We start from the raw sequence: 23,399 nt of genomic DNA on the forward strand, positions 1-23,399 counted from the left end.
ATTGCCTGTGCACGGCAGTCCTGTCCGCCGTCTCCTGCCCGGCAGCGCCAGACCCCGGCAGGGGTGGAGCGGTCAGGCCACGGGACACCCGTGCCGAGCCGCTGAAGCCGTGGCGAAGGCGGTCAGTAGCCGCTGCGTGTCCTCACGGCCGACACTGCTTCGAACCCCCTTTTCGGTGCCCGGCCGGGGGAACTCCTCGAACTTGAAGTACGCCGTCCCCAGGGCACCCTTGCAGGGGTGCGACCGCATGAAGGCGCCCTTCACGCTGCCGGGGTAGCGGTCGTCGAGGTACGTCTCCTGCCGCGCGGACGGCCCGTAGTAGGCGGTCAGTCGAACGTGGTGACCCTTGGTCGGCAGCTTCACGGAGCACTCCTCGGTGAGCGCGCCTCCGACCGGCATCTCCGACACTTCCACCACCCCCAGCCGGGCGGCGTCCCGCGGGGCGAGGACGCCACGACATGTTCCTTCCGCGTGGGCCGCAGGACGCGTCCGCCACCTGCTGCGGTCGACGGTCGTGGGTCGCTGCCCCAGAGATCCCTCGCACCCGAAGCGCTCGGCCGCGCGCCGGGCCGACTCGGTGGCGAACCGGGCCACTTGCAGCACCTGGCCGTCGGAGAGCTCGTCGATGTCCTGGCGCGCTTCGGTCAGGACGAGGAGGCCGTTGCCGGGCAGGGAGGCGCAGTCGACGAGCACTCCCGCTTCGGGCCGGTCCGTGACGGCGAAGGAGCCGTTCCAGCCGAAGCCGATCGGTGTCGCCGAGGTACTCTCCGCCGCGCCGCTGGTGCGGTGGGCCGCGGCCGGACGGATGTTCAGCTTGAGCTGCACGGCCCCCTCGCCACGCATCCATGCCGCACAGTATTCGGCCTCGTGGCCCACCCACTCCGCGGTGTGACCACCGAACTCCAGCTCGGCGCCGCCGAAGAACTCCTCGGCCTCCTCGACCGCCAGAGCGCCACGGCACGTGTGGGTGGCTACCTCGTCCGAGTCGTCGCCCCGGAGGCCGTACCCCCAGATCAGTCCCCCGGCCGTGAGTGCCAGGAAGAGCTTCCCCTGCCGCCTTGGCCCGGCGTCCGGTCATGTGTCCCTCCCTTTCATGGCGCGATGGTGGCTGTAGGCACAGCGGTCGTGGTGCACCCGTGGGCCGCAGCGGAGCGCGGCGGGGGCCTCGGGGCGGAATGCGCGTACGCCTGGCGGGCCCCGGCCCTCTGGCCGGCCGGCTGTGGTGGACGAGCGAGAGAGGCGCGAGTTCGCGCTTGGGGGGGCAGGCGGCGGAGAGGACGGGAAGTCATCCTCGCCCGGGTCGCGTCCGTGCCCGTGCCACTGCCGTGAAGACCAGCAGCGCAAGGAGTACGCCCGCACCCGTGGACAGCGCGTCGGCGGTGATCCGGTCCATCCGCGGCCGGAGGCTCTCCAGGAGGACGAGCAGTGCCACGGACCCCGCCACGGCCGCCAGGGCACCTGCTGCCCAATGCCTGTGCCGCGCGAAGAACCAGTGCCCCAGCAGAAGCACGACGGGAGCGGAAGCCGGAAGCGTCGGGTCGTCCAGCAGCGCCACGACACCGTGGCCCAGGCCGCACAGTGCCCAGCAGCCCATCAGCACCCATGCCGTCTCGCCCCACGAAACCGCCCGTGCCGCGCTCATCCTCTCCACCTTTCCGTCGACTCCTCGAGCCCCTCGCGTTGGGGCGGCACACAGGCACGTCACAGCACACGCGACACCCACCTGATTGCCCAACCTCAGCAACTCTTCGAGAGGGAGTTCTCTCCCGGTGCCCGGCCCGACGCTCCGCCCAAATGCACCCTCCGTCATCCGCCGCGGACCGTCCAGGGTGTCGGACAGGCCGGTAATCTGCCGGATCATTGCCGGAGACCGGCATCGACATCGGCGGGTGCCGTCCCTTGGCGTCCGGAATGAACGACGGAAGCCGCTGTGACCACGATCATTCTCTTCTGGTGCTGGACAGCACTGTTCACCTCGACCGCGTTGCCGTTCGGCATCGCCGCGCTCTGCGGCTGGGCTCCCCAGTACAGGGGGCCAGGGCCTATCGCTACTGATCCTGTACGTCGCAACCATGCTCCACCCGGTGGTCCGGCTGTCGGGGACGATGCCCGGGGACTCCGGCCCTCTCCTGAGTGCGGCCGTCCCAGCTCTGATCTTCTGTCCCTGGGATTGCAGGGCGGCGCCGGGCTTCACGGCTGGTGGAGTAGCAGGACCAGCCGGCGCCGGACACGACGGCTGTCAGGCGCCGCCGCACTCACCTGTCGCAGGAGGCTTGCCACCTGACGCTCTTGCGCAAGAAAGCCTCGAGCTGTTCGGCGAAGCCGGGGGCCGCGGCGACGAAGTGACCGGCACCCGGATGTACGCTCCGCTTGCCGCTGAGCGCAGCCGCGAGAGCGTCGCAGATTCGCTCCAGCGCGGCCGCATGACCTCCCGACGCGACGAGCACGGGGACGCCGGCGTCACGGATCGCATCGAGCCGTGGACGTGACAGGCTGGGCAGCCGGCCACCGTGCGCCCGCCGAACGCCGGCGGCCACGTCCTCGGGGAGCGGACCGTCGCCGACGGGCGCACCCGCGATACGGAGAAACTCGCGCAACTCGCTCGGGTCCGTGTCCATTCCGTGAGTGAGGACCGCATCGCCGATGCGCTCGAGCCGCGCCACCTCGGGATCGTGAGGGACAAGGTGGCTGAGCGGCGGCTCGATCAGGATGAGCGAGCGCACGCTGCCAGGCGCGGCAGCGACCGCGATCAACGTCCCGAGGACGCCGTACGAGTGGGCGACAACATGCGGACGGCCGACAAGCAGTGGCGCGAGGTCCAGGGCGTCCACCTCGAAGTCCTGGCCCTCTCGCGGTGGTGGACTCGGCGGATAACCACGCCGGTGGACATACGCGAGCGTCCACCGCTCGGCCAGCGAAGACAGTGCACCCCACGTCGTCCGCGGCCCGGCACCGCCATGCACAAGCAGGATCTCCGGCCCAGTACCCTCGCGCACCACCATGGCCTTGCCCACGAGTCGAGCATAGCCGCGCCCGTGAGGCACGGCACTACGCCGTGTCCGAATGCGGGTGACTCATCGCTTGGTCGGGATGAGCGCCTTCCATCAGACCCAGTGACTCGTAAGCCCTGCGAGAAGGCGGGTACAGCAGCGCCCTGAACGCGACTCCTCTGCGCGGTCATGAGCGTCGAGGTCTAGCCGCGGAAGTGGCTGTGCAGGACGCTGCCGCGACGTGGGGTCTGCCGGACTTCGTGATGGTTCCCAGCGTGGAACGCAAGGGCCGCGGGGTCAGGGAGATCAGTGACGGGCTGCTGGTCGTCGGGAGTCGTGGCGTGGTTGTGCAGGTCAAGGCTCGGGAAGGCGAGCCCGGCACACACGAGAAGGAGTCATCCTGGGTTCTCAAGCAACTCGCTGCGGCAAGCGAGCAGTTTACGGCACTGTACGACGGCTGAAGATGGACAGTGTGCAGATGACGAACGGGAGGGGGCGCAGCGTCCGCATCGACAGCCCGGCCGTCGACTGGGTCGGTGTGACGATCATCGAGCACCCCGCTCCCCCTTGGAACGTGCCGTTCACCGCACAGCCGGGGGCAACGCCGGTGATTGCTCTGCTGCGCCGCGACTGGGAGTTCGTGCTGACCGACCTGTCGCCAGCCGCCGAGCGCCGCTTCGGTCCCCATCTGCCGCGCTGGTCGTCCCAGCGCAATGACTTCGCTGATCGCCCCCTCGTGTGCGGGCCGCTCGAGACCTCCTCAGCCACCGTCGATCCACCCGAGCCCGCCTGCCCCTCGCACAGCTCGATCTGCGGACCCCTGAGCCATCAGCCGCTCACGCAAATTAACCGATGCGAGAAAGCGCGGCCAGTCCAGAAGATGACGTCACCGCGCTGAAGCAGAGCCCTCGGCTCGCCGGTCTCCATCCTGCTCGACCAGAGCTGGGGCAACGCCTAACGTCGAGTAGGCTGGCCGACCAGCCGGAACAGACGTACCACCACGCTACGCCGGGCAGGCCATGGTCACGCAGGCTACGGTGCCGAGACCGGCGTGCCGCCACCGCTGCGCCACACCGCCAGCGTTTCTGATGGACCGTCAGCAAAGTCAGCAACAGGTCAGCATTCAGCTGGACAGCGCGCCGCGCCCGTTGCCAAGCATCAGCCATGCGAACTGCCCGAGCCTCGGCACATACCGACTCGACCCGAACCGGCATCGCACTCGGGCGCCCGCGCATTCCCGACCGTGCCCGATCCGTCATACATGCGATGGTTCTACGCTCCGTAGTCAGCACCAAGTCAGCACGGGAGCGGTGAGAACGGGTGATGACGTGGGCTTTTAGCCAGCACCAAACCAGCACGGGAGCCAGCACGGCCCCTCCATATCGCGCCCGAACAACACAACTCGGACAGCGCTCTTCACGGCCCTCGTTGTGACCGTCATCGAGACCCCGGCAGCGCCTCCATGGTGGATGCGCGCACTCCCGCACCAAGAACTATGGTGTCCCGCCACATACGCCGCTGACGTGCGCATTCCTACGGTATGGCGACACGAACACGTCCCCGTCAGCCGCCAGGAAGTGGTGCCGATGTCCTCCCCCGCGACCGCTCCACCAGCCCCGTCCAGCCTCAAGCGCATCGTCGCCGCCAGCCTCATCGGGACCACCATCGAGTGGTACGACTTCTTCCTGTACGGGTCGGCCGCCGCGCTCGTCTTCAACAAGCTGTTCTTCCCCGGTTCCGACCCGCTCGTGGGCACCCTGCTGTCGTTCCTGACCTACGCCGTCGGCTTCGCCGCGCGGCCGCTCGGGGCCCTGGTGTTCGGGCACTACGGGGACCGGCTGGGGCGGAAGAAGCTGCTGGTGCTGAGCCTGCTGCTGATGGGCGGCGCGACCTTCGCCATCGGGCTGCTGCCCACGCACGCCACCATCGGGACGGCCGCTCCGGTGCTGCTGACGGTGCTGCGGCTGGTGCAGGGGTTCGCGCTGGGGGGCGAGTGGGGCGGCGCGGTGCTGCTGGTGTCGGAGCACGGTGACGCGGGCAGGCGCGGCTTCTGGGCGTCGTGGCCCCAGACCGGGGCGCCCGCCGGGCAGTTGCTGGCGACCGGGGTGCTGTCCGCGCTCACCGCGCTGCTGTCGGACGCGGCGTTCACCTCGTGGGGCTGGCGCATACCGTTCCTGCTGTCGGGTGTGCTGGTGATCGTCGGCCTGTGGATCCGGCTCTCCGTCGACGAGTCGCCCGTCTTCAAGGCCGCGCTGGCCCGCGCGGAGGCGCGCAGGACCGAGACGGCGCAGGTGGAGAAGATGCCGCTGGTCGCCGTGGTGCGGCACCACTGGCGCGACGTGCTGATCGCGATGGGCGCGCGCATGGCCGAGAACATCAGCTACTACGTCATCACCGCGTTCATCCTGGTGTACGCGACGACGTCGACCGGGCTCAGCAAGCAGACCGCGCTCAACGCCGTACTCGTCGCCTCCGCCGTCCACTTCGCGGTGATCCCGGCGTGGGGCGCCCTGTCCGACCGCATCGGGCGCCGGCCGGTGTACCTGATCGGCGCGGTCGGGGTGGGCGCCTGGATGTTCCCGTTCTTCGCGCTCGTCGACACCAGGAGCTTCGGCGGTCTGCTGCTGGCGGTGACCGTGGGCCTGGTCCTGCACGGGGCGATGTACGCGCCGCAGGCGGCGTTCTTCTCCGAGATGTTCTCTACCAGGATGCGGTACTCCGGCGCCTCGATCGGCGCGCAGTTCTCGTCGGTGGCGGCCGGGGCCCCGGCACCGCTGATCGCGACGGCGCTGCTGGCCGACCACGGCACCTCGACGCCGATCGCCCTGTACGTCATCGCCGCGGCCCTGATCACCGTGGTCGCCATCGCCTGCGCCAAGGAGACCCGGAACCGGGACCTGTCCGACGAGGTGGAGGAGGAGCGGGTCACGGCGGGGCGCTGAGCCCCGTGGACCCGGCCGGAGGGCCGGCACGCCCCTCGGGGCGGCCGGCCCTTCAGCGTGCCACCGCCGCGGACATGGAGTGCAGCCGCAGCGCGAGCTGGATCTCCAGGGCTCGGGGCGGGGACTGCCAGTCCGGGCCGAGCAGCCGGCCGATGCGTTCCAGACGCTGGGCCACCGTGTTGACGTGGACGTGCAGTTCGTCCTTCGTGCGGACCGGGCTCATCCCGCTGGCGAAGTACGCGTCGAGCGTGCGCACCAGGTCCGTGCCGCGGCTGCGGTCGTAGGCCACGACGTCGCCGATGGTGCGGGTCACGAAGCCCGCGATGTCCCGGGTGTCGGCGAGCAGCAGGCCCAGGAAGCCGAGGTCCTGGGCGGCCGCGCCCTCGCCGGAGCGGCCGAGCAGGCGCAGCGCGTCGAGGCAGCGGCGGGCCTCGGCGTACGCGGGGGCTATGTCGCCGGGGTGTGTCGCGGGTGCGCCCACCGGCGAGGAGGCGCCGACGGTGACCGGTTCGCGCAGGGTGCCGCCGAGGTGCTTGGCGGTCTGCCGGGCCAGTTCGGCCGCGGTGTCGCCCGGGCCGAGCGGCAGCAGCAGCACGGTGCCGCCGTCGCGCGCGGAGGCGAGGCCGTGGCGGGTGGCCGCCAGGTGGGAGGCGGCCGACCACAGGCGCTGCCGGTCGGCGCCGTCCCGGTCGGTGGCGGGCGCCTCCGGCCGGTCGAGCCGGGCCGCCAGGACCACGTGCGGGGCGTCGAAGTCGGTGCGCAGGCGGGCGGCGCGCTCCTTGAGCAGCCGCCGGTCGCGCTCGGGCGCGTCGAGCAGGTCGTCCAGCAGCTCGCCCCGTACGCGCTGTTCGGCCTCTCCGGCGGAGCGGCGCGCCAGGAGCAACAGGGAGGTGACCATCGCGGCCCGCTCCAGGGTCCGCTGGTCGACCGGGTCGAGGTCGGGCTGGCCGCGCAGCACCAGGGCGCCCAGGGCCTCGCCGCCGGCCGACACGGTCGCGACCCAGGCGTCGCCGCGCCGTGTCGCGTGGCCGTCGGCGCTCTCGGCGGGGAGCGGTCCCTCGGTGAACTCCACCGCCCCGTCCAGGACTTCGGACACGGCCGCGGCCACGTCGTGGACGCCGCCGCCGCGCAGCACCAGCTCCGTCAGCCGGTCGTGCACCTCCGAGGCGCGTTCGATGACGCCGCTGTGGGCGCGGATGATGCCGTTGGCCCGCTCCAGCTCGGCGAGGGCCGACCGGGTCTCGGCCAGCAGGTTGGCGGTGTCGATGGCGACGGCGGCGTGCGCGGCGAGCGAGCCGAGGAGCGCGACCTGCTCGCGCTCGAAGACGCGGGCGCGCCGGTCGGCGGCGTAGAGGACGCCGATGACCTGGCTGCCGAGGGTGAGCGGTACGCCGAGGATGGCCACCAGGCCCTCGTCCCGTACCCCGGAGTCGATCGCCCGGGTGTGCCGGAACCGCTCGTCGTCGAAGTAGCTCTCGGTGACATAGGGCCGGGCGGTCTGGGCGACCAGGCCGCCCAGTCCCTCCCCCATCCCCAGCCGGAGCTGCTGGAAGCGGGCCGAGACGGAGCCCTCGGTCACCCGCATGTAGGTGTCGCCGGCGGCCGGGTCGTTGAGGCTCAGGTAGGCGACCTCGGTGCCCAGCAGGGAGCGTGCGCGCTGCACGATGGCGCGCAGCACCGCGTCGAGGTCGCGCAGTCCGGCCAGGTCGTGGGCGGTCTCGAAGAGCGCGGACAGCTCGGCTTCGCGGCGCCGGCGCCCCTCCAGCTCGGCCCGGACGCGCAGGGCGAGCTGCTTGGCCCGTTCGAGCGCGGCGAGCGCGGCGGGTCCGGCGCCGCTCGCGCGGGCGAGCAGCACGGGCCGGTCGTACGCCTCGGCGGGCGCCCCGCGCGCGAGAAGCCCCAGGTAGGCGGCCGGGTCGGCGCTGGGATCCGGCTCGTGGAGCGGTTCTTCGGACATGGTCACAGGGATACCTGCCGTACGGGTGGTCGCACCAGCCCTGTGGAAAACCGCCGCACGCTCAGTGCGCGGTCCAGCCGCCGTCGAGGACGAGTGAGGTGCCGGTGACGAACGAGGCCGATGGCGCGCAGAGGTAGGCGACGGCCTCGGCGACCTCCTCGGGCTCGACGAGCCGCTTGAGTGCCGAGTCCTTCAGCAGGACGTCGGTGACGACCCGCTCGGGAGCGATGCCGTGGGCCTGTGCCTGGTCCGCGATCTGTGCCTCCACCAGCGGCGTCCGTACGTAGCCGGGGTTGACGCAGTTGGAGGTGACGCCGTGCGGGGCGCCTTCCAGGGCGGCGGTCTTGGAGAGGCCCTCCAGGCCGTGTTTGGCGGCCACATAGGCGGACTTGTAGGGGGAGGCGCGCAGGCCGTGGACGGAGGAGATGTTGACGACACGGCCCCACCCCTGCGCGTACATGTGCGGCAACGCGCCCCTGATCAGCCGGAAGGGGGCTTCGAGCATCACGGTGAGAACGGTGTGGAAGACGTCCGGGGGGAAGTCCTCGATGGGCCGGACGAGTTGGAGCCCGGCGTTGTTGACGAGGACGTCGGTGCCCGCCGCCAGGTCCTCCGCGGCGTCGAGGTCCGTCAGGTCCAGGACGTGGGGTTCGACCGCGCCGGCCGCGGCGGGCGCGGCCGCGACCAGGGCCTCCAGGCCCGGGGCGTCCCGGTCGACGGCCCTGACCTTCGCTCCGGCGGCCGCGAGGCGCAGCGCGCAGGCGCGGCCGATGCCACCGGCCGCGCCGGTGACGAGCGCGGTGCGGCCGCCGAGGTCGAGAGGGGTGACGGTGTGGGGTGCGGTCATGCCTGGCACCCTATGAAGCTCGTGCGGCACCACCGATGTGGTCCGCACCCACACTTCGGTCTAGTCAGCCGTGGTGGAGAACCATGTGGGGCCGTCGGTGAGGGCCTGCTTGATCCTGAACAGCTCCCCCGCCCGCAGCGGCGGCAGCGCGTCGAGCGGGAACCAACCCACTTCCAGCGACTCGTCGTCGTTGACCCGCGCGTCCCCGCCCACGGCCCGGCAGCGGAAGCAGGTGTCCATGAACTGGCACCGGTCACCGTTGGGGTAGGTGATCGCCGGCAGCGTCTCCACGAGGACCACGCGCTCGACGACGCACTCCACGGCGGTCTCCTCGTACACCTCCCGCACGGCGGTCACGGCCGGCTGCTCTCCCGGTTCCGGGATCCCGCCGATCAGCGACCACCTGCCGTTGTCGACGCGTCTGGCCAGCAGCACCCGCTCCGCGTCGTCGAGGACGACGGCGGTGACCCCCGGCAGGAACAGCAGCTGGTGGCCGGCGGTGGCGCGGACGGCCCGGATGAAATCAGGAGTCGCCATGCTCCCGACCCTACGGGGTGGACCTCCGGCGGCGTACGGCAGCGGTCACCGTCCAGCCCAGGCCCGCGGCCGCGAGGGCGGCCAGCACGGCCTCGGGCAGGGTGCCCATGCGGGTCGCGGGCGTCAGGGAGGACCGCAGCGGCACCTCGGCCACCAGGGCGTCCGGGGTGAACATCCGCGACTCCCGCACGACGGTGCCGTCCGGGCGGATGATGGCGCTGACCCCGCTGGTCACCGGCACGACCACGGCGCGGCTGTGCTCGACGGCCCGGACCCGCGACATGGCGAGCTGCTGATAGGTCATCTCGCTGCGCCCGAAGGTGGCGTTGTTGCTGGGTACGGAGATGAGCCGGGCGCCGTGCGTCACGGTGTCGCGCACCGCCCAGTCGAAGGCGGCCTCGTAGCAGGTGGCGAGACCCACCTTCGTGCCGGCGAGGTCGAACACGCCGACCTTGGAGCCGGGGCCGAAGTCGCGGCTGACCCGGTCCACGTTCTTGTTGAAGATCCGCACGACGGACCGCATCGGGATGTACTCGCCGAACGGCTGCACGTGCCGCTTGTCGTAGGTGGCGACGGGGCCGGCCTCCGGGTCCCACTGCATCAGGGTGTTGCGCAGGTTGCCGGTCTCGGGGGTGATCACGGCCCCGATGACGGTCGGTACGCCGATGGCCCTGACCGCGTCGTCGATGACGAGCCGGGCGTCGTCGTTGCGGTAGGGGTCGAGGTCGGAGGAGTTCTCCGGCCACAGCACGAAGTCCGGCTTCGGCGTCCTGCCGGCCGCGACGTCCGTGGCGAGCTGCTCGGTACGGCGCGCGTGGTTGTCGAGCACGGCACGGCGCTGGTCGTTGAAGTCCAGGCCCAGCCGGGGCACGTTGCCCTGGATGGCGGCGACGGTCGCGGTGCCGTCCTCCGCGGCGTCGGAGACCAGGGGCTGGGCGGCCGACGCGGCGGCCACGGGCACGAGGACGGAGAGGGCCGCGGCGGCGAGGGGGCCGCGCGGCAGGACGCCCGTCGCCCGGTGGGCGCGGAGGACGCGTACCGCCTCGTACAGCCCGAAGCCGCACAGGGCGACCGCGAACCCGAGCAGGGGCGTGCCGCCCACGGCCGCGAGGGGCAGGAACACACCGTCCGCCTGCCCGAAGGCGATCTTGCCCCAGGGGAACCCGCCGAAGGGCACCCGCGCGCGCACCGCCTCGCCCACGATCCACGCGGCGGCGGCGAACACCGGCCACGCGGGCAGCCGCGACACGGCCGCGACGAGCAGGCAGGCTCCCGCGACGAACAGTGACTCGGCGGCGACGAGCGCCAGCCACGGCCCCGCCCCGACCTCCTCGCCGGTCCACACCAGCAGCGGCAGCAGGAACCCGAGCCCCGCCAGGTAGCCGAGCCCGAAACCCGCCCGGAGGCGCCGGCCCCGCAGGGCCCATCCGAGGAGGGCGAGGGCCGGCACGGCGAGCCACCACAGGGGGCGGGGCGGGAAGCTCAGGAACAGCAGGGCCCCGGAGAGCACCGCGGCCCCCGGCCGTGCCACCCACCCCGGCAGCCGGGCCCGCCGCCGTGCGGAGGCGGGGGCGGGGGCGGGGCTGGGGACGTCGGCGGTGGTCATGGTGGTGCTCACGTGGCGGAGTCTACGGCGACCACCTGTGCGTACCCCAGCGCGGGCGGCCGGCACCCGGAGCCCGCGGGTGCCGGCACGCCCGGCTGCCCGGCGCGGGTCCCCGGGCCCGGTGAGGGCGGCGGGCGGAGACGAGGGCGGTCGAAAACGGAATCGTCGGAGGGGCGGAGGGGCGGAGGGGCGGAGGCGGATCGCCGGGAGCGGGGGCTGTCGAGGGCCGGGGGGTGCCGGGGGCGGGGGTGTCGGGGGCCGGGTGTGCCGAGAGCGGGGGTGTCGGGGGCGGGAGAGGTCGGGAGCCGACGGGGGCTGTGGGCGCCGACGAGGGCGCTCGGTGCAGGGGGCCCGCCACAGGGGCCCGCCCGGGTCAGGCGCGGGGGCCGGTGCCCGGTGGGGGGCCCGGGACCGGGGCGTCGTTCGCGCCGGGGTCCTCGGGTCCGGGCGGGCCGGGGGCCACACCGTCGGGGGCGGGCCACCCTCCGGGGGCGCCGGCGTCCCGGCGGGCGCGCAGCCGCATGCGGTGGCGGATGACCCGGACGGCGGTCTCCGCGTCGTCCACGGTGACCGTGAAGCTGCGCCCGTCGCCCAGGGTGAGGACCACGCCCTCGCCCCGGCGCACGACGACCGCCGTACCCTTCTCCGGCAGCCAGCGGTAGCCCCAGCCGCCCCATTGGCGCGGGGTGACCCAGGGGGCGAATTCCGCGCCCACCACGGTGTCGAGCGGGATCCGGCGGCGCGGCACGCCCATGTGGCCGCAGCGGACCTCCAGGGCGTGCCGGTCCACGGTGATCTCGACGTGGACGAAGGCCAGCGTCCCGAAGAGCACCAGCAGCCCCGCCGCGACGCAGCCGATCACCGCCATCAGCAGGGCGGCGGTTCCCGAGGTCCACGACAGGTCGACGGCCAGTTCGATCCCGAGGGCCACACACGCCGCCCCGGTGGCGGCGAGCGCCCACTGGACGCGGTTGGTGGCCCGCCCGGTCCAGACGTCCGGCACCGGGTCCGGGGGCAGCGGCTCGTCCCGGGGGTGATCCATGAGTAGCAGCGTACTCACGTTCCGCGACCACGGCCCGTCGGCCGGAACGCGAAAGCCGGAACGCGGAAGCCGGTACGCGGAAGCCGGTACGCGGGGGCCGGTACGCGGAGGCCGCCCGTCAGTGCTCCGTCTCGGCGCCGCGCTCAGGCGCCCGCGCCGGGCCGCTCCGTACACGGGCGGCAGCCGCCCGGGGCGCGCCTGGGGCGCCCGCGGGGTTCAGCGGGTGGCCGCCGCCGCGGCGAGGAGGCGTCCCTCGGCGTAGGTCAGGGCGGCGGTGGGAAGCGCCGCCTCGCGACCGCTGAGGATCACCGTCAGGTCGGTGCTGGGCGGCGCGGCCGGGTCGGCGGGGACGCCGGTGCGGCGCAGCGCCTGGGCGGCGACGGCGTCGGCGGAGCCGTACAGCCGCACGGGCGGACGGCCGGGCCGCTGTACGGCCGCCAGGATGCGCTCGGCGACCAGTTCGTAGTGGGTGCAGCCGAGCACGACGGCCCGCACGTCGGCGGGGGTGAGCGCGGCGGCCGCGGCGACGGCCCTGTCGACGGCGTCCTCGTCGGCGTGCTGGACGGCGTCGGCGAGGCCGGGGCAGGGCACCTCTGTGACGTCGACCGAGCCCGCGAAGTCACGGATCAGCCCGCGCTGGTAGGGGCTGCCGGTGGTGGCGGGGGTGGCCCAGATGGCGACGGGCCCGCCGCCGGCCGCGGCCGGCTTGATCGCGGGGACGGTCCCGATGACCGGGACGGCCGGTTCCAGCTCGGCGCGGAGGGCCGGGAGCGTGTGGACGGAGGCGGTGTTGCACGCGACGATCAGCGCGTCCGGACGGTGCGCGGCGGCCACCCGGGCGACGGCCAGGGCGCGCGTGGTGAGGTCGTCGGTCGTCCGGGGGCCCCAGGGCATGCCGTCGGGGTCCGAGGAGAGGACGAGAGCCGCGTCCGGCCGCAGCCGACGCACCGCGGCGGCCGCCGCCAACAGGCCGATTCCGGAGTCCATGAGCGCGATCTTCACCCGGTCACCCTAGCCGAGACCCTTGCGCTCCCGCCGTTGTGGGGCAGACTGCGGCGAATGAGCACCATTGCGTGGATCGCCCTGGCTTCGCTCCTCTCGTGGCTGTGGCTGCTGCTGGGGCAGGGCTTCTTCTGGCGCACGGATCAGCGCCTGCCGCGCCGGTCGGCCCCGGCCCGCTGGCCGTCGGTCGCCGTGGTGGTGCCGGCCCGGGACGAGGCGGAGGTGCTGCCGCTGAGCCTGCCGTCGCTCCTCGCGCAGGACTATCCGGGGCCGATGGAGATCATCCTGGTCGACGACGGCAGCGAGGACGGTACGGGGGACGTGGCGCGCGCCCTGGCGGTGCGGTACGGGGGGCCGCCGCTGACGGTGGTGTCGCCCGGCGCGCCCGAGCCCGGGTGGACGGGGAAGCTGTGGGCGCTGCGGCACGGGATCGGGCTGGCACGCACGCGTGGCGCCGGGGCGGGTCCGTGGGGGGACGGCGGAAGCGAGGCGGAGAAGCGGAGGAAGGGAGACGGGGAGAGGGACGGAGAAGCCAGGGAAGGCGGGGAAGGGTCGAAGGGCGGGGCGGGGGCCGGAGGCCCGGACTACCTGCTGCTGACCGACGCGGACATCGCCCACGAGCCGGACAGCCTGCGGGAGCTGGTGGCCGCGGCCACCGCCAACGGCCTCGACCTGGTGTCGCAGATGGCGCGCCTGCGGGTGGTGACGGGCTGGGAGCAGGTCGTCGTCCCCGCGTTCGTCTACTTCTTCGCGCAGCTCTACCCGTTCCGCCGGGTGAACAGGGCGGGGGCCCGGACGGCCGCCGCCGCGGGCGGGTGCGTGCTGCTGCGGACGGAGGCGGCCGGCCGGGCGCGCGTCCCGGAGGCGATCCGCCAGGCCGTCATCGACGACGTGTCGCTGGCCCGGGCGGTCCAGCGGGCGGGCGGGCGGATCTGGCTGGGGCTGGCCGACCGGGTGGACAGCATCCGCCCGTATCCGCGGCTGGCGGACCTGTGGCGGATGGTGTCGCGCAGCGCGTACGCCCAGTTGTGGCACAACCCGCTGCTTCTGGTGGGGACGGTGGCGGCGCTGGGGGTGGTGTACCTGGCGCCGCCCGCCGCGCTGTACGCCGGGCTGTTCGCGGGGGACGTGGCGGCGGGCGCGCTGGGGGCGGCGGCGTGGGCGGTGATGGCGGGGACGTACGTCCCGATGCTGCGCTACTACCGGCAGTCGCTGTGGCAGGCGTTCGTGCTGCCGTTCACGGCGTCCTTGTACCTGTGCATGACGGTGGATTCGGCCGTGCGGCACCACCAGGGCCGCGGGGCCGCCTGGAAGGGCCGCACCTACCCGCGTCCCCGTGTGGCGCCCGAGAGGTGACGGACCGTCGGCCGGGGCGCCGGAAAAGCGGCGGCGGCGCAGCGCGTTTTTCCCGGCACACGGAGTAACGCCGGCTCAATTCGATGTTGATGAGATGTGAAGACCCCGCGCGCACGGCGGAACAATGATCCATTTTAAGCATGGACATGAGGAGACCCGTCGCCGCGATCATGCGCGGATTTATGTATGGGCCACCTTGGCGACGCCTCTCGGCGCCTCTCGACACGCTCGACCGACCTGCCGGTAACCCCCCATCAGCCTGGTCTTTACACGGACGGTGACCGATTTTCCCGGGTTCGCTCGTATTGGCGATCCACCGCCACTCACGCCGCGTAAAACAACCTGCTTATCGGCCTCCCCAACCAGCACATCGTGGGCTTAACTTATGTGCCATGACCTCCCCCCGTTCCTACGGCGGCGCTTACTACAACGCGCCGTCGTTCCCGGACACCCCGATCTACGACTCCCTCGTCGCGGAACGGGGCACGCCTCAGATCGCACCGATCCGAGTGCCCGCCGCCTACGACACCGGCCACTCCTACATGCCGGCGCTCCCCGCGGCTCTTCCCGCCCTCCCGGCGGCACCCTCCCAGCCCATGCCGTCCTACGGCGGCGGTTCGTACGGCTATCCCCAGCAGGCAGCGCCGCAGCCCGCCCCGCTGCAGCACATGCCGGCGCCGTACATCCCGCAGCAGCCGACCGCTCCCCGCGGCGGCTACGGCTACCCGGGGCCGCAGCCCCAGCAGCAGGCGCGGCCGGTCCCGGCCGGGTACGAGGCGATGCGCCCGGCGGCGCCGCGGCCCGTCCCGACGCCCGCGCCGTCCCCGTACGACGACCCGTACAACCGCCCGTATCAGGGCGGGGGGTACTGACCCGGCCGAGCCGGGTACCGACCCGGCCCGCAAGGGCCCGGGAGCCGGGCCCGGACCGGTTCCGGTCCGGCGCCCGAGGGATGTCATACGTGCTGGCAGGATGAGGCCATGCCGACTCCTGCCCTGCACTCGCTTCATGTCCGTCCGGTCAAGTCGCTCGGCGGACCGTCACCCGTCGAAGCGGCGGTCGAGCCCTGGGGGCTCGCCGGGGACCGCCGCTGGATGCTCATCGACGTCACCGGCACGGTCGTCACCCAACGCCAGCACGCCCGGCTGGCGTTGGCCCACGCCGAACCCGCGCGGGACGGCGGGGTGCGGTTGTCCGCGCCGGGCATGGAGCCGCTCACCGTCGCCGTACCGGAGCCGTCGGCCACCGTCACGGCGGAGATCTTCGCCAAGAAGGTCGAGGCGGTCCCGGCCGGAGCGGCCGCCGACGACTGGTTCACGGCCTACCTCGGCGACGGCGTACGGCTGGTGCACCTCGACGACCCGGCCCGCCGCAGGCCCGTCGATCCGAAGTACGCGCGGCCCGGAGAGACCGTCAACTTCGCCGACGGCTACCCGGTGCTCGTCACGACCCTGGCGTCGCTGGACGCCCTCAACTCCCTCATCGCACGCGGCGACCACCCCGACGAGGGCCCCCTGCCCATGGACCGCTTCCGGCCCACCGTCGTCGTCGGCGGCACCGCCCCCTGGGACGAGGACCGCTGGACCCGCCTCGCCATCGGCGAGGTCACCTTCCGTGTCGTCAAGCCGTGCGCCCGCTGCGTCGTGACGACCAACGACCAGCGGACCGCGCGCCGAGGCAAGGAGCCCCTGCGCACCCTGGCCCGGCACCGCCTCATCGGCCAGAAAATGATCTTCGGTCAGAACCTGATCCCCGAACGCACCGGCACCCTGCGGGTCGGCGACCCCGTCGAGATACTCGGCGAGGACCGTCCGCCGGCGCCCGCATAGGCCCTGCCTCTCCGGGAACCCGGGTGCACGGCACACGCGCCGACGGACACGAAAGGGGGTGCGGGCCTGTGCGTGCGGTCGTCGGACTCCGGCGCTGGCGGCACAATCCCCTGCGCCGGACCACCGATCTCGCCGAGGCATGGGTGGCGCTCGTCGCCCTGCTCCTGATCTGCGTCGCCGCTCCGGTCACCGGACTCGTCGCCGGCACCCTCACCCACACCTCGCTCCAGCAGACCGCGCGGTGGCAGCAGCAGCACCACCACCCGGTCACCGCCCGGGTCCTCGACCACGGCGACGACGCCGCGCCGAGGGCGGCGCGCGACGCGGAGGCGACCGCCGAGCACCGGCTGCGCAGGCCGGTGCCCGCCCGGTGGACGGGGCCCGACGGCACGCCCCGTACCGGCGTGCTGACCACGGCACGGCACGACACCGCCCCGGGCGACACCTTCCGCGTCTGGACCGACGACCGGGGACGGCCCGTCGACCCGCCCCTGACGGAGGCGAACGCGCGCGACCACGCCGTGCTCGCCGGCATCGGCACCGCACTGCTGGCGGCCGGATTCGTCGAGGGCGTCAGGCGGATCGTCGTATGGCGGATGGTGCAGCTGCGGTACGCGCGCCTGGACCGCGCGTGGGCCCGCGCCGGACAGGACTGGGGCAGGGCCGGGGCCGGCAGCTGACCGGTCCGGCGGGTGACACGGCGGCCGGCGCGGCACCGGGGCCGAGCCGCCGGCAGGGAGGAGGCCCGGATCCGCGGACCTGCCGGGGCGGGAGCGGAGCCGAGCCGGCGGCCGGCCGGGGAGGGACCGGAGCGGTGCGGGCGGCGGCGGCACGGTCGCCGACCGGTCAACCCCCTCCCCCCGCGCGCGCTACGGTGGTGCGATCGTCCGGAAAGACGCGCGGCGCACGAGGTGGGGGCAGAGCAGCACCATGGCACAGGGCACGGTCCAGGTGACGCACACCGGCACGTCGCGGTGGCGGCGCCGCACGGGCGAGTACGCCTCCCTCGCCGCCGCCCTCGAGGCCGCCGGCGACGGTGACGTCCTGACCATCTCCCCGGGCACGTACCGGGAGAACCTCGTCCTCCAACGGGCCGTCACCCTGCGGGGCTCGGAGGGCGCGGTCGGCTCGGTGCGGATCGCCCCCGCCGACGGGGTGCCGCTCACCGTGCGCGCCTCGGCGACCGTCCAGGACCTGCACGTGGAGGGCCAGGACACCTCGGCGCCCGCGCTGCTGGTCGAGGACGGCACCCCGGAACTGCTCGATCTGCGCATCGTGACCCGGTCGGCGGCCGGGATCGAGGTGCGCGGCGCGGCACGGCCCACGGTGCGGCGCTGCACGGTCGACAACCCGGCGGGCGTCGGGATCGGCGTCCTGGACGGCGCGGGCGGCGTGTTCGAGGAGTGCGAGGTCGTCTCGGCCGGCCAGTCGGGCATCTCGGTGAGCGGTGGCGCGCACCCGCGCCTGGAGCGGTGCCGGGTGCACCACGCCTCGGGCGCGGGGCTGTCCGTCACGGGCGAGGGCAGCGGCCTGGAGGCGATCGGCTGCGAGGTGTACGAGATCAAGGGCAGCGGCGTCCGGATCGCCGCCAGGGCCGCCGCGCACCTCACCGACTCGTCCGTGCACCGCACCACGGCGGACGGGATCACCCTCGACACGGACGCGGTGCTGACCCTCTCCGACTGCGACATCCACGACGTCCCGGAGAACGCGGTCGACCTGCGGTCCAGATCCGTGCTCACGCTGACCCGGTCGACGGTACGGCGGTTCGGCCGCAACGGACTGTCGGTGTGGGACCCGGGCACGCGCGTGGACGCCAACCAGTGCGAGATCCACGACAGTACGGGCGACTACCCGGCGGTCTGGGTCAGCGACGGCGCCACGGCCGTGCTCGACGCGTGCCGCGTCCACGACGTGCCCGACGCCCTGTTCGTCCTCGACCGCGGGTCGCGTGTCGACGTGGTGGACAGCGACCTGTCGCAGGTGCGGAACACGGCCGTGTCGGTCAGCGACGGCGCCACCGCCCAGCTCGACGACTGCCGGATCCGGGAGGCGTCCACCGGCGCGTGGTTCCGTGACCACGGCAGCGGTGGCACCCTCAACGAGTGCACCATCGACGCGGTGCAGACCGGTGTGATCGTCACCAAGGGCGCCGATCCGGCCATCGAGCGGTGCACGGTCACCTCGCCCGCCGAGGCGGGCTTCTACGTGTCGGCGGAGGGCCGCGGCACGTTCCACGGCTGCCGGGTGACGGGCAGCGGCGGGTACGGCTTCCACGTCATGGACGGCTGCCGCACGACGCTGCGGCGGTGCCGGACCGAGCGGTGCGCGCGGGGCGGGTACGAGTTCGGCGAGGAGGGGCCCGTCGTCGAGGACTGCACCGGCGACGAGAGCGGCGTCCCGGCCCCCGGCGCGGCGGCCGCGGCGCCCGCCGCCGCCCGGTCGGTCGGCGGACTGCTCGGCGCGGTGGCCCCGCACCCCCGGGCCGGCGCCCCGGTGGGGCCCCCGGCCGGGACCGCGGTCCAGGTGCCCGCCCAGGCCGTCGCGCCGGCACAGCCGGCCGCCCCGCCGTCGTCACGCAGCTCCGAGGACGTCCTGGGCGAACTCGACGCCCTGGTGGGCCTGGACAGCGTCAAGCGCGAGGTCCGCACCCTCACCAACATGATCGAGGTCGGCAGGCGGCGCCGGGAAGCCGGCCTCAAGGCCGCGTCCGTCCGCCGCCACCTGGTCTTCACCGGCTCCCCCGGCACCGGCAAGACGACCGTCGCACGCCTCTACGGCGAGATCCTCGCGTCACTGGGCGTACTGGAACGCGGCCACCTGGTCGAGGTGTCGCGCGTGGACCTGGTCGGCGAGCACATCGGCTCCACCGCGATCCGCACCCAGGAGGCGTTCGACCGGGCGCGCGGCGGGGTGCTGTTCATCGACGAGGCGTACGCGCTGTCCCCGGAGGACTCGGGGCGGGACTTCGGGCGTGAGGCGATCGACACCCTGGTCAAGCTGATGGAGGACCACCGGGACGCGGTCGTGGTGATCGTCGCCGGGTACACGGCCGAGATGGAGCGGTTCCTCACCGTCAACCCGGGTGTGGCCAGCCGGTTCTCACGGACGATCACCTTCAACGACTACGTGCCCGGCGAGCTGCTGCGGATCGTCGAGCAGCAGGCCGAGGAGCACGAGTACCGGCTCGCCGCGGGGACGGCGGATGCGCTGCTGAAGTACTTCACGGAGCTGCCCAAGGGGCCCGCTTTCGGCAACGGCCGGACGGCCCGCCGGACGTTCGAGTCGATGGTGGAGCGGCACGCGGGCCGGGTCGCCGGGCTCAGCGAGATGAGCACCGACGACCTCACCCTGCTCTACCCGGAGGACCTGCCCGAGCTGCCCTGAGCCCCGTCGCCACCCCGAGCCTCCGCGCCGTCCCCGGTCCCGTCGTCCGTCCCGGTCCCGTCGTCCGTCCCGGGGCCACCGCCGCGCGGAGTTCCGTCGCCGCGCTGGCCGGGCAGCGGAGCCGCGGTGGCGCCCGGGGCGGGCAGCGGCAGGGCGGGGGGAAGCCGGTCGAGCAGGACGGCCCGCTCCTTGGCGAACACCGGGTCGGCCTGGTAGTCGCCGTGTCCCAGGATCGGTTCGGGCAGCGGGTGCTGGTGGGTGCGTCCGTACACCACCGGGTCGCGCAGGGCCCGGTGGTCGACCTCCGGCTTGTCCCCCTCCGCCGGCAGGTTCACGGGGCCGCCTATCGGATCGGTCCGGCGCCACAGGTTGCGCCAGCAATGCAGCTCCCGGTGCAGGGCGCCCAGCGGACCGGGGCCGAAGTAGGCGGGGAACCAGCGCCCGTACAGCCGCTCCAGGGGCGAGCCGTAGGTGAGCAGGGCGACCCGGCGGCGGGTTCCGGCCGGGAGCTGCCAGACGGCGGCGGCGGCCAGCACACTGCCCTGCGAGTGCCCCGAGATGACGAGGCGCCCGCCCGTGCGGCCCGTCCAGGACGACATGCGCCACGCGAGGTCGGGCACGGCCCGCTCGGCGTAGCAGGGCGGGGCGAAGGGGTGGGCGGCGCGCGGCCAGAACGTACCGACGTCCCAGAGGATGCCGATGGTCCGGCGGGCCGAGGCGTCCTTGTAGGCCCGGCGGCCCCAGGTGACGAACAGTATGAACCCGAAGCCGATGAGCCAGGATCCGAGCGCCTGCGCCGCCTCGGCCGCGCTCTCCACGAACGGGTGCCCGCCGGCGAAGGCCCTGCCGGGCACGGTTCCGCTCGCCCACGCCCCGGCGAGGGCTCCGGCGCCCAGCAGGAGGGTGGCGCCGGAGACGGTGCCGACGATGACGGGCGCCCGGTCGGTGAGGCCGGCACGCGCGCGTGCGCCCGCGATGCGCCGGCTACGGACGGTGTCGGGCCGCTCGCCCTCGTACTCGGCCTCGACGACGGGCGCGAGGCGGCGGGCCGTGAGCGCGGTCCGGACGGCGAGGACGCCGGCCGGGAGCAGCAGCAGGATCAGCAGGACCGGGATGACGGAGGCCTGCCAGCTGAGCAGGACGGGCGGTCCGATGGGGTCCTGGCCCGTGCCGGGCGTGGCCGGGCCGTCGAGCCAGTCGGCGACGCGCTGCGCGACGCCACCGCTCATGACGCCGCCCAGCGCGCAGGCGAGCATCGCGACGGCGGGGCCGCCGAGTCCGTGCAGGACGGTACGGGTGTGGGGCGCGCGCCGGTACAGCCGCAGCGACACCCCGGCGAGGGACAGGACGAGCACCCCTTGCACCAGGGTGATCACGCTGAACGTGGTGTCGCCGGGGAGGGTGCCCGTGGAGCGCCAGCCGGGCCGGGACCAGCCGGCGTAGAGGACGGCGAGTCCGAGGAGGGCGAGGGAGGCGCCGGGGAGCCAGCTGACGGCGGCGCGGTCGATGCGGTGGTCGAGCCGCTTCTCGCTGCGGCCCCGGCGGCACACCACCCAGGTCACCACCACGGCGCCGAGCAGCAGGGCGCCCTCCAGGGCCCAGCCGAGCGCCTCACGGGCCGGGCCGGCCGCCTGCCGGTCGTGCCGTGCCGCCGCGCCGCCGACCGCCGCGGCCACGGTGAGGAACCCGGCGGCGGTGTGCGCTGCGCGCAGCCGGGCGACGAGGCGGCGGCCGTACCAGAAGCCGGGCCTGCCGAGCGCGGGCCGCAGCCGCCGGTCGGGCGTGCCGTCGCCGTCCGCCCCGCCCCGGGGCGGACGCTGGGCCTCGTACGCGCTCCAGGTGCGGTGGGACAGGTACCACAGGAGCCCCACCAGGGCGCCGGGGACGAGGGCGGCGAGCGCCAGCCGGCGCCCGGGCTGCGACCACCAGCCGCCCTCGGCGGCGGACAGGAAGCCGAGCCAGGAGCGCTCCTCCGCGCAGCGGGCGGACCCGGCGCACTGCCAGGCGGTCAGGTCGAGGGCCACCTCGCAGGCGGCGGCCGTGAGCAGCACGGTCAGGCTGAGGGCGACGAGCCGCACCAGGACCCCGTACAGCCGGACGGCGGCGGAGTGCCGCTCGGCGGGCGGGCGCATCCAGTGGGCGAGGTTGACCACCATGAACGGCAGGAGCAGCAGCCATAAGGCGCGGGACCCGTTGCCGGAGGTGAGGTTGCACCAGCAGTACGCCTCGGGGACCGGCTGCCCGTCCGCGAACCGCTCCGGTTCCTCCTCGGCGTGCAGGTCCGCGGTGCGCCGGTGGATCGCGGCCGTCTCGTCACCGGTGACCCGCACGGTCCGCGGATCGTCGAGCATCAGTTCCGGGGTGGTGCCGCCGACGCCGTGGACCAGCAGTTCCAGCGCGGCGCCGGGGCGCGTGGGCTCCGGGGTGGCAGGGGGCACGGGACCCTCCCAGGGTGGGTTCGGATGCGGGGACGTACGCGGCGGGGCGGGGACGGACGCGGGTGCGGACGGACGGGGCGGACGTGGTGCGCGCGGGAAGGGACGTGGTGCGGGGTGGGAGGGACGCTGGTGCGGACGGGGAGGGACGTGGTGGGGGGCGAGCGGGAACGGGCTGCGCGAGCGCTGCGCGGGGACCCACGGGACAAGGATCGTCCAGCGGGGCGGCCCGCGGCAGGGTTCTCACCGAATCTCCCCCGGTCTGTCGCAGCGGGGCCCATGGCAGGATGATGACCCTTGGCCAGGGGTGTTGACGACGGGAAGGACCGGCTCAGCGGTGAGCGACAACCAGAACCTCCTCGCGGAGCAGCGACGCGCCTTGATCCTCGACGAGGTGAGGCGGCGCGGCGGGGCACGGGTCAACGAGCTCACCCGCCGGCTGAACGTCTCCGACATGACGGTCCGCCGCGACCTGGACGCGCTGGCCCGGCAGGGCGTCATCGAGAAGGTGCACGGCGGAGCGGTGCCGTTGGTCGAGGCGAGCACGCACGAACCGGGGTTCGAGGCCAAGTCGTCGCTGGAGCAGGGCGCCAAGGAGGACATCGCACGGGCGGCGGCGGCGATGACGGCGCCGGGCAGCGCCATCGCCCTGTCGGGCGGCACGACGACGTACGCGCTGGCCCAGCACCTCTTGGACGTGCCGGACCTGACGGTGGTGACCAACTCGGTGCGGGTCGCCGACGTCTTCCACACGGCGCAGCGAGCGGGGGGCCCGGGCGGCGCCGCCCGCCCGGGTGCGGCGACCGTGGTGCTGACGGGCGGCGTGCGGACGCCGTCGGACTCGCTGGTGGGACCGGTGGCGGACCAGGCGATCCGCTCGCTCCACTTCGACGTGCTGTTCCTGGGCGTGCACGGGATCTCGGTGGAGGCGGGCCTGTCCACGCCGAACCTCGCGGAGGCGGAGACCAACCGGCGCTTCATCCGCTCGGCGCGCCGCGTGGTGGTCGTGGCGGACCACACGAAGTGGGGCACGGTGGGTCTGAGTTCCTTCGGCCGGCTGGACGAGATCGAGGCCCTCGTGACGGACCGCGGAGTGTCGGACGAGGTCCGTGCCGAGATGGCGGAGCACCTGCCGGGACTGGTCGTGGCGGGCGAGGAGGACGCGGCCTGACGGTCGCCGTGGCAGGGCTCCGGGCGCGGCGGGCGCGTCTACGATCGGGGCCATGGCTCAGTTCCGGATCGTCCGTGGTGCCCCGCTGTCCGCCGCCGACGCCTGGCGGCGGCTCACCGACTGGCCGGCCCACGCGGCGCTGGTGCCGCTGACCCGCGCCACGGCGATGACCGGGGGTCCGGTGCGGACCGGGAGCCGGTTCACGATGCGCACGGGGATCGGGCCGGTCGGGTTCGACGACCCGATGGAGGTCGTCCGGTGCGAGCCGCCGGAGCCGGCCGGCGGGGCCGGGAGCGCG

Annotated in this window: 18 protein-coding genes and 2 pseudogenes; 10 read left to right on the top strand and 10 right to left on the bottom strand. The window is 73.9% G+C overall.

All coding sequences use genetic code 11. The features are described from left to right. Positions 1-72 precede the first annotated feature (72 nt). The 3 genes from A4V12_RS21120 to A4V12_RS21130 form a co-directional block, all read right to left on the bottom strand. Positions 73-843, bottom strand: coding sequence for a hypothetical protein (locus A4V12_RS21120; RefSeq protein WP_234372266.1), 771 nt, complete (start codon positions 841-843; stop codon positions 73-75). A 442-nt stretch (positions 844-1,285) separates the two neighbouring features. Further along, positions 1,286-1,642 (bottom strand): hypothetical protein, encoded by a 357-nt coding sequence (locus A4V12_RS21125; RefSeq protein ID WP_064070990.1) that lies wholly within the window; start codon positions 1,640-1,642, stop codon positions 1,286-1,288. A 613-nt stretch (positions 1,643-2,255) separates the two neighbouring features. Further along, positions 2,256-3,014, bottom strand: a complete 759-nt coding sequence (locus tag A4V12_RS21130) for an alpha/beta fold hydrolase (protein WP_199831336.1) — start codon at positions 3,012-3,014, stop codon at positions 2,256-2,258. A gap of 191 nt (positions 3,015-3,205) precedes the next feature. Here A4V12_RS21130 and A4V12_RS38975 point away from each other — a divergent pair, with 191 nt between their 5' ends. From A4V12_RS38975 to A4V12_RS21145, 3 genes are all read left to right on the top strand, one after another. Beyond that, complete coding sequence (locus A4V12_RS38975) at positions 3,206-3,451, top strand: hypothetical protein (protein ID WP_234372267.1); 246 nt, start codon at positions 3,206-3,208, stop codon at positions 3,449-3,451. Between the two features lie 2 nt (positions 3,452-3,453). After that, the gene (locus A4V12_RS38980) at positions 3,454-3,888 is read left to right on the top strand and encodes a hypothetical protein (protein ID WP_064070893.1); all 435 of its coding nucleotides are present in this window, start codon (positions 3,454-3,456) and stop codon (positions 3,886-3,888) included. Positions 3,889-4,576: 688 nt separating this feature from the next. Continuing rightward, a complete protein-coding gene (locus A4V12_RS21145; protein WP_064070894.1) occupies positions 4,577-5,932 on the top strand; it encodes an MFS transporter in 1,356 nt (451 codons plus the stop codon). A 52-nt stretch (positions 5,933-5,984) separates the two neighbouring features. Here the strand turns inward: A4V12_RS21145 and A4V12_RS21150 are convergent, their stop codons facing one another. The 6 genes and pseudogenes from A4V12_RS21150 to A4V12_RS21175 form a co-directional block, all read right to left on the bottom strand. After that, positions 5,985-7,889, bottom strand: a complete 1,905-nt coding sequence (locus A4V12_RS21150) for a helix-turn-helix domain-containing protein (protein ID WP_064070991.1) — start codon at positions 7,887-7,889, stop codon at positions 5,985-5,987. Between the two features lie 61 nt (positions 7,890-7,950). After that, positions 7,951-8,736 (bottom strand): 3-hydroxybutyrate dehydrogenase, encoded by a 786-nt coding sequence (locus tag A4V12_RS21155; RefSeq protein WP_064070895.1) that lies wholly within the window; start codon positions 8,734-8,736, stop codon positions 7,951-7,953. Positions 8,737-8,796: 60 nt separating this feature from the next. Continuing rightward, positions 8,797-9,273, bottom strand: a complete 477-nt coding sequence (locus A4V12_RS21160) for an NUDIX hydrolase (RefSeq protein ID WP_064070896.1) — start codon at positions 9,271-9,273, stop codon at positions 8,797-8,799. Between the two features lie 10 nt (positions 9,274-9,283). After that, positions 9,284-10,891, bottom strand: a complete 1,608-nt coding sequence (lnt, locus tag A4V12_RS21165; RefSeq protein ID WP_064070897.1) for an apolipoprotein N-acyltransferase — start codon at positions 10,889-10,891, stop codon at positions 9,284-9,286. A gap of 496 nt (positions 10,892-11,387) precedes the next feature. Beyond that, a pseudogene (locus tag A4V12_RS21170) lies at positions 11,388-11,921 on the bottom strand (hypothetical protein); the annotation flags it as partial. A gap of 216 nt (positions 11,922-12,137) precedes the next feature. Beyond that, positions 12,138-12,923, bottom strand: coding sequence for a glutamate racemase (locus A4V12_RS21175; RefSeq protein ID WP_064070898.1), 786 nt, complete (start codon positions 12,921-12,923; stop codon positions 12,138-12,140). 57 nt (positions 12,924-12,980) lie between these two features. Here A4V12_RS21175 and A4V12_RS21180 point away from each other — a divergent pair, with 57 nt between their 5' ends. The 5 genes from A4V12_RS21180 to A4V12_RS21200 all read left to right on the top strand — a co-directional run bounded on the left by A4V12_RS21180 (position 12,981) and on the right by A4V12_RS21200 (position 19,495). Continuing rightward, positions 12,981-14,279: a glycosyltransferase gene (locus tag A4V12_RS21180; RefSeq protein WP_064070899.1), complete on the top strand. Its 1,299-nt coding sequence runs from the start codon at positions 12,981-12,983 to the stop codon at positions 14,277-14,279. Between the two features lie 392 nt (positions 14,280-14,671). Further along, positions 14,672-15,151, top strand: coding sequence for a DUF6643 family protein (locus A4V12_RS21185; RefSeq protein WP_064070900.1), 480 nt, complete (start codon positions 14,672-14,674; stop codon positions 15,149-15,151). Between the two features lie 108 nt (positions 15,152-15,259). Next, complete coding sequence (locus A4V12_RS21190; RefSeq protein WP_064070901.1) at positions 15,260-16,108, top strand: MOSC domain-containing protein; 849 nt, start codon at positions 15,260-15,262, stop codon at positions 16,106-16,108. 68 nt (positions 16,109-16,176) lie between these two features. Then, positions 16,177-16,788: an Rv1733c family protein gene (locus tag A4V12_RS21195; RefSeq protein WP_064070902.1), complete on the top strand. Its 612-nt coding sequence runs from the start codon at positions 16,177-16,179 to the stop codon at positions 16,786-16,788. Between the two features lie 250 nt (positions 16,789-17,038). After that, on the top strand, positions 17,039-19,495 hold the full coding sequence (locus A4V12_RS21200) for a right-handed parallel beta-helix repeat-containing protein (RefSeq protein ID WP_064070903.1): 2,457 nt from the start codon (positions 17,039-17,041) through the stop codon (positions 19,493-19,495). On the opposite strand, the gene A4V12_RS21205 is transcribed toward A4V12_RS21200, so the two are convergent. Further along, entirely contained in the window at positions 19,465-21,933 is a 2,469-nt protein-coding gene (locus A4V12_RS21205) for a hypothetical protein (protein WP_079137202.1), read from the bottom strand. The genes A4V12_RS21200 and A4V12_RS21205 overlap by 31 nt on opposite strands. 334 nt (positions 21,934-22,267) lie before the next feature. Between A4V12_RS21205 and A4V12_RS21210 the strand changes: the two genes are divergently transcribed. Then, a complete protein-coding gene (locus A4V12_RS21210; RefSeq protein ID WP_064070904.1) occupies positions 22,268-23,101 on the top strand; it encodes a DeoR/GlpR family DNA-binding transcription regulator in 834 nt (277 codons plus the stop codon). Positions 23,102-23,153: 52 nt separating this feature from the next. Then, a pseudogene (locus tag A4V12_RS21215) lies at positions 23,154-23,399 on the top strand (SRPBCC family protein); the annotation flags it as partial.

It is taken from the genome of Streptomyces noursei (assembly GCF_001646665.1).
GTDB lineage: Bacteria > Actinomycetota > Actinomycetes > Streptomycetales > Streptomycetaceae > Streptomyces > Streptomyces lavendulocolor.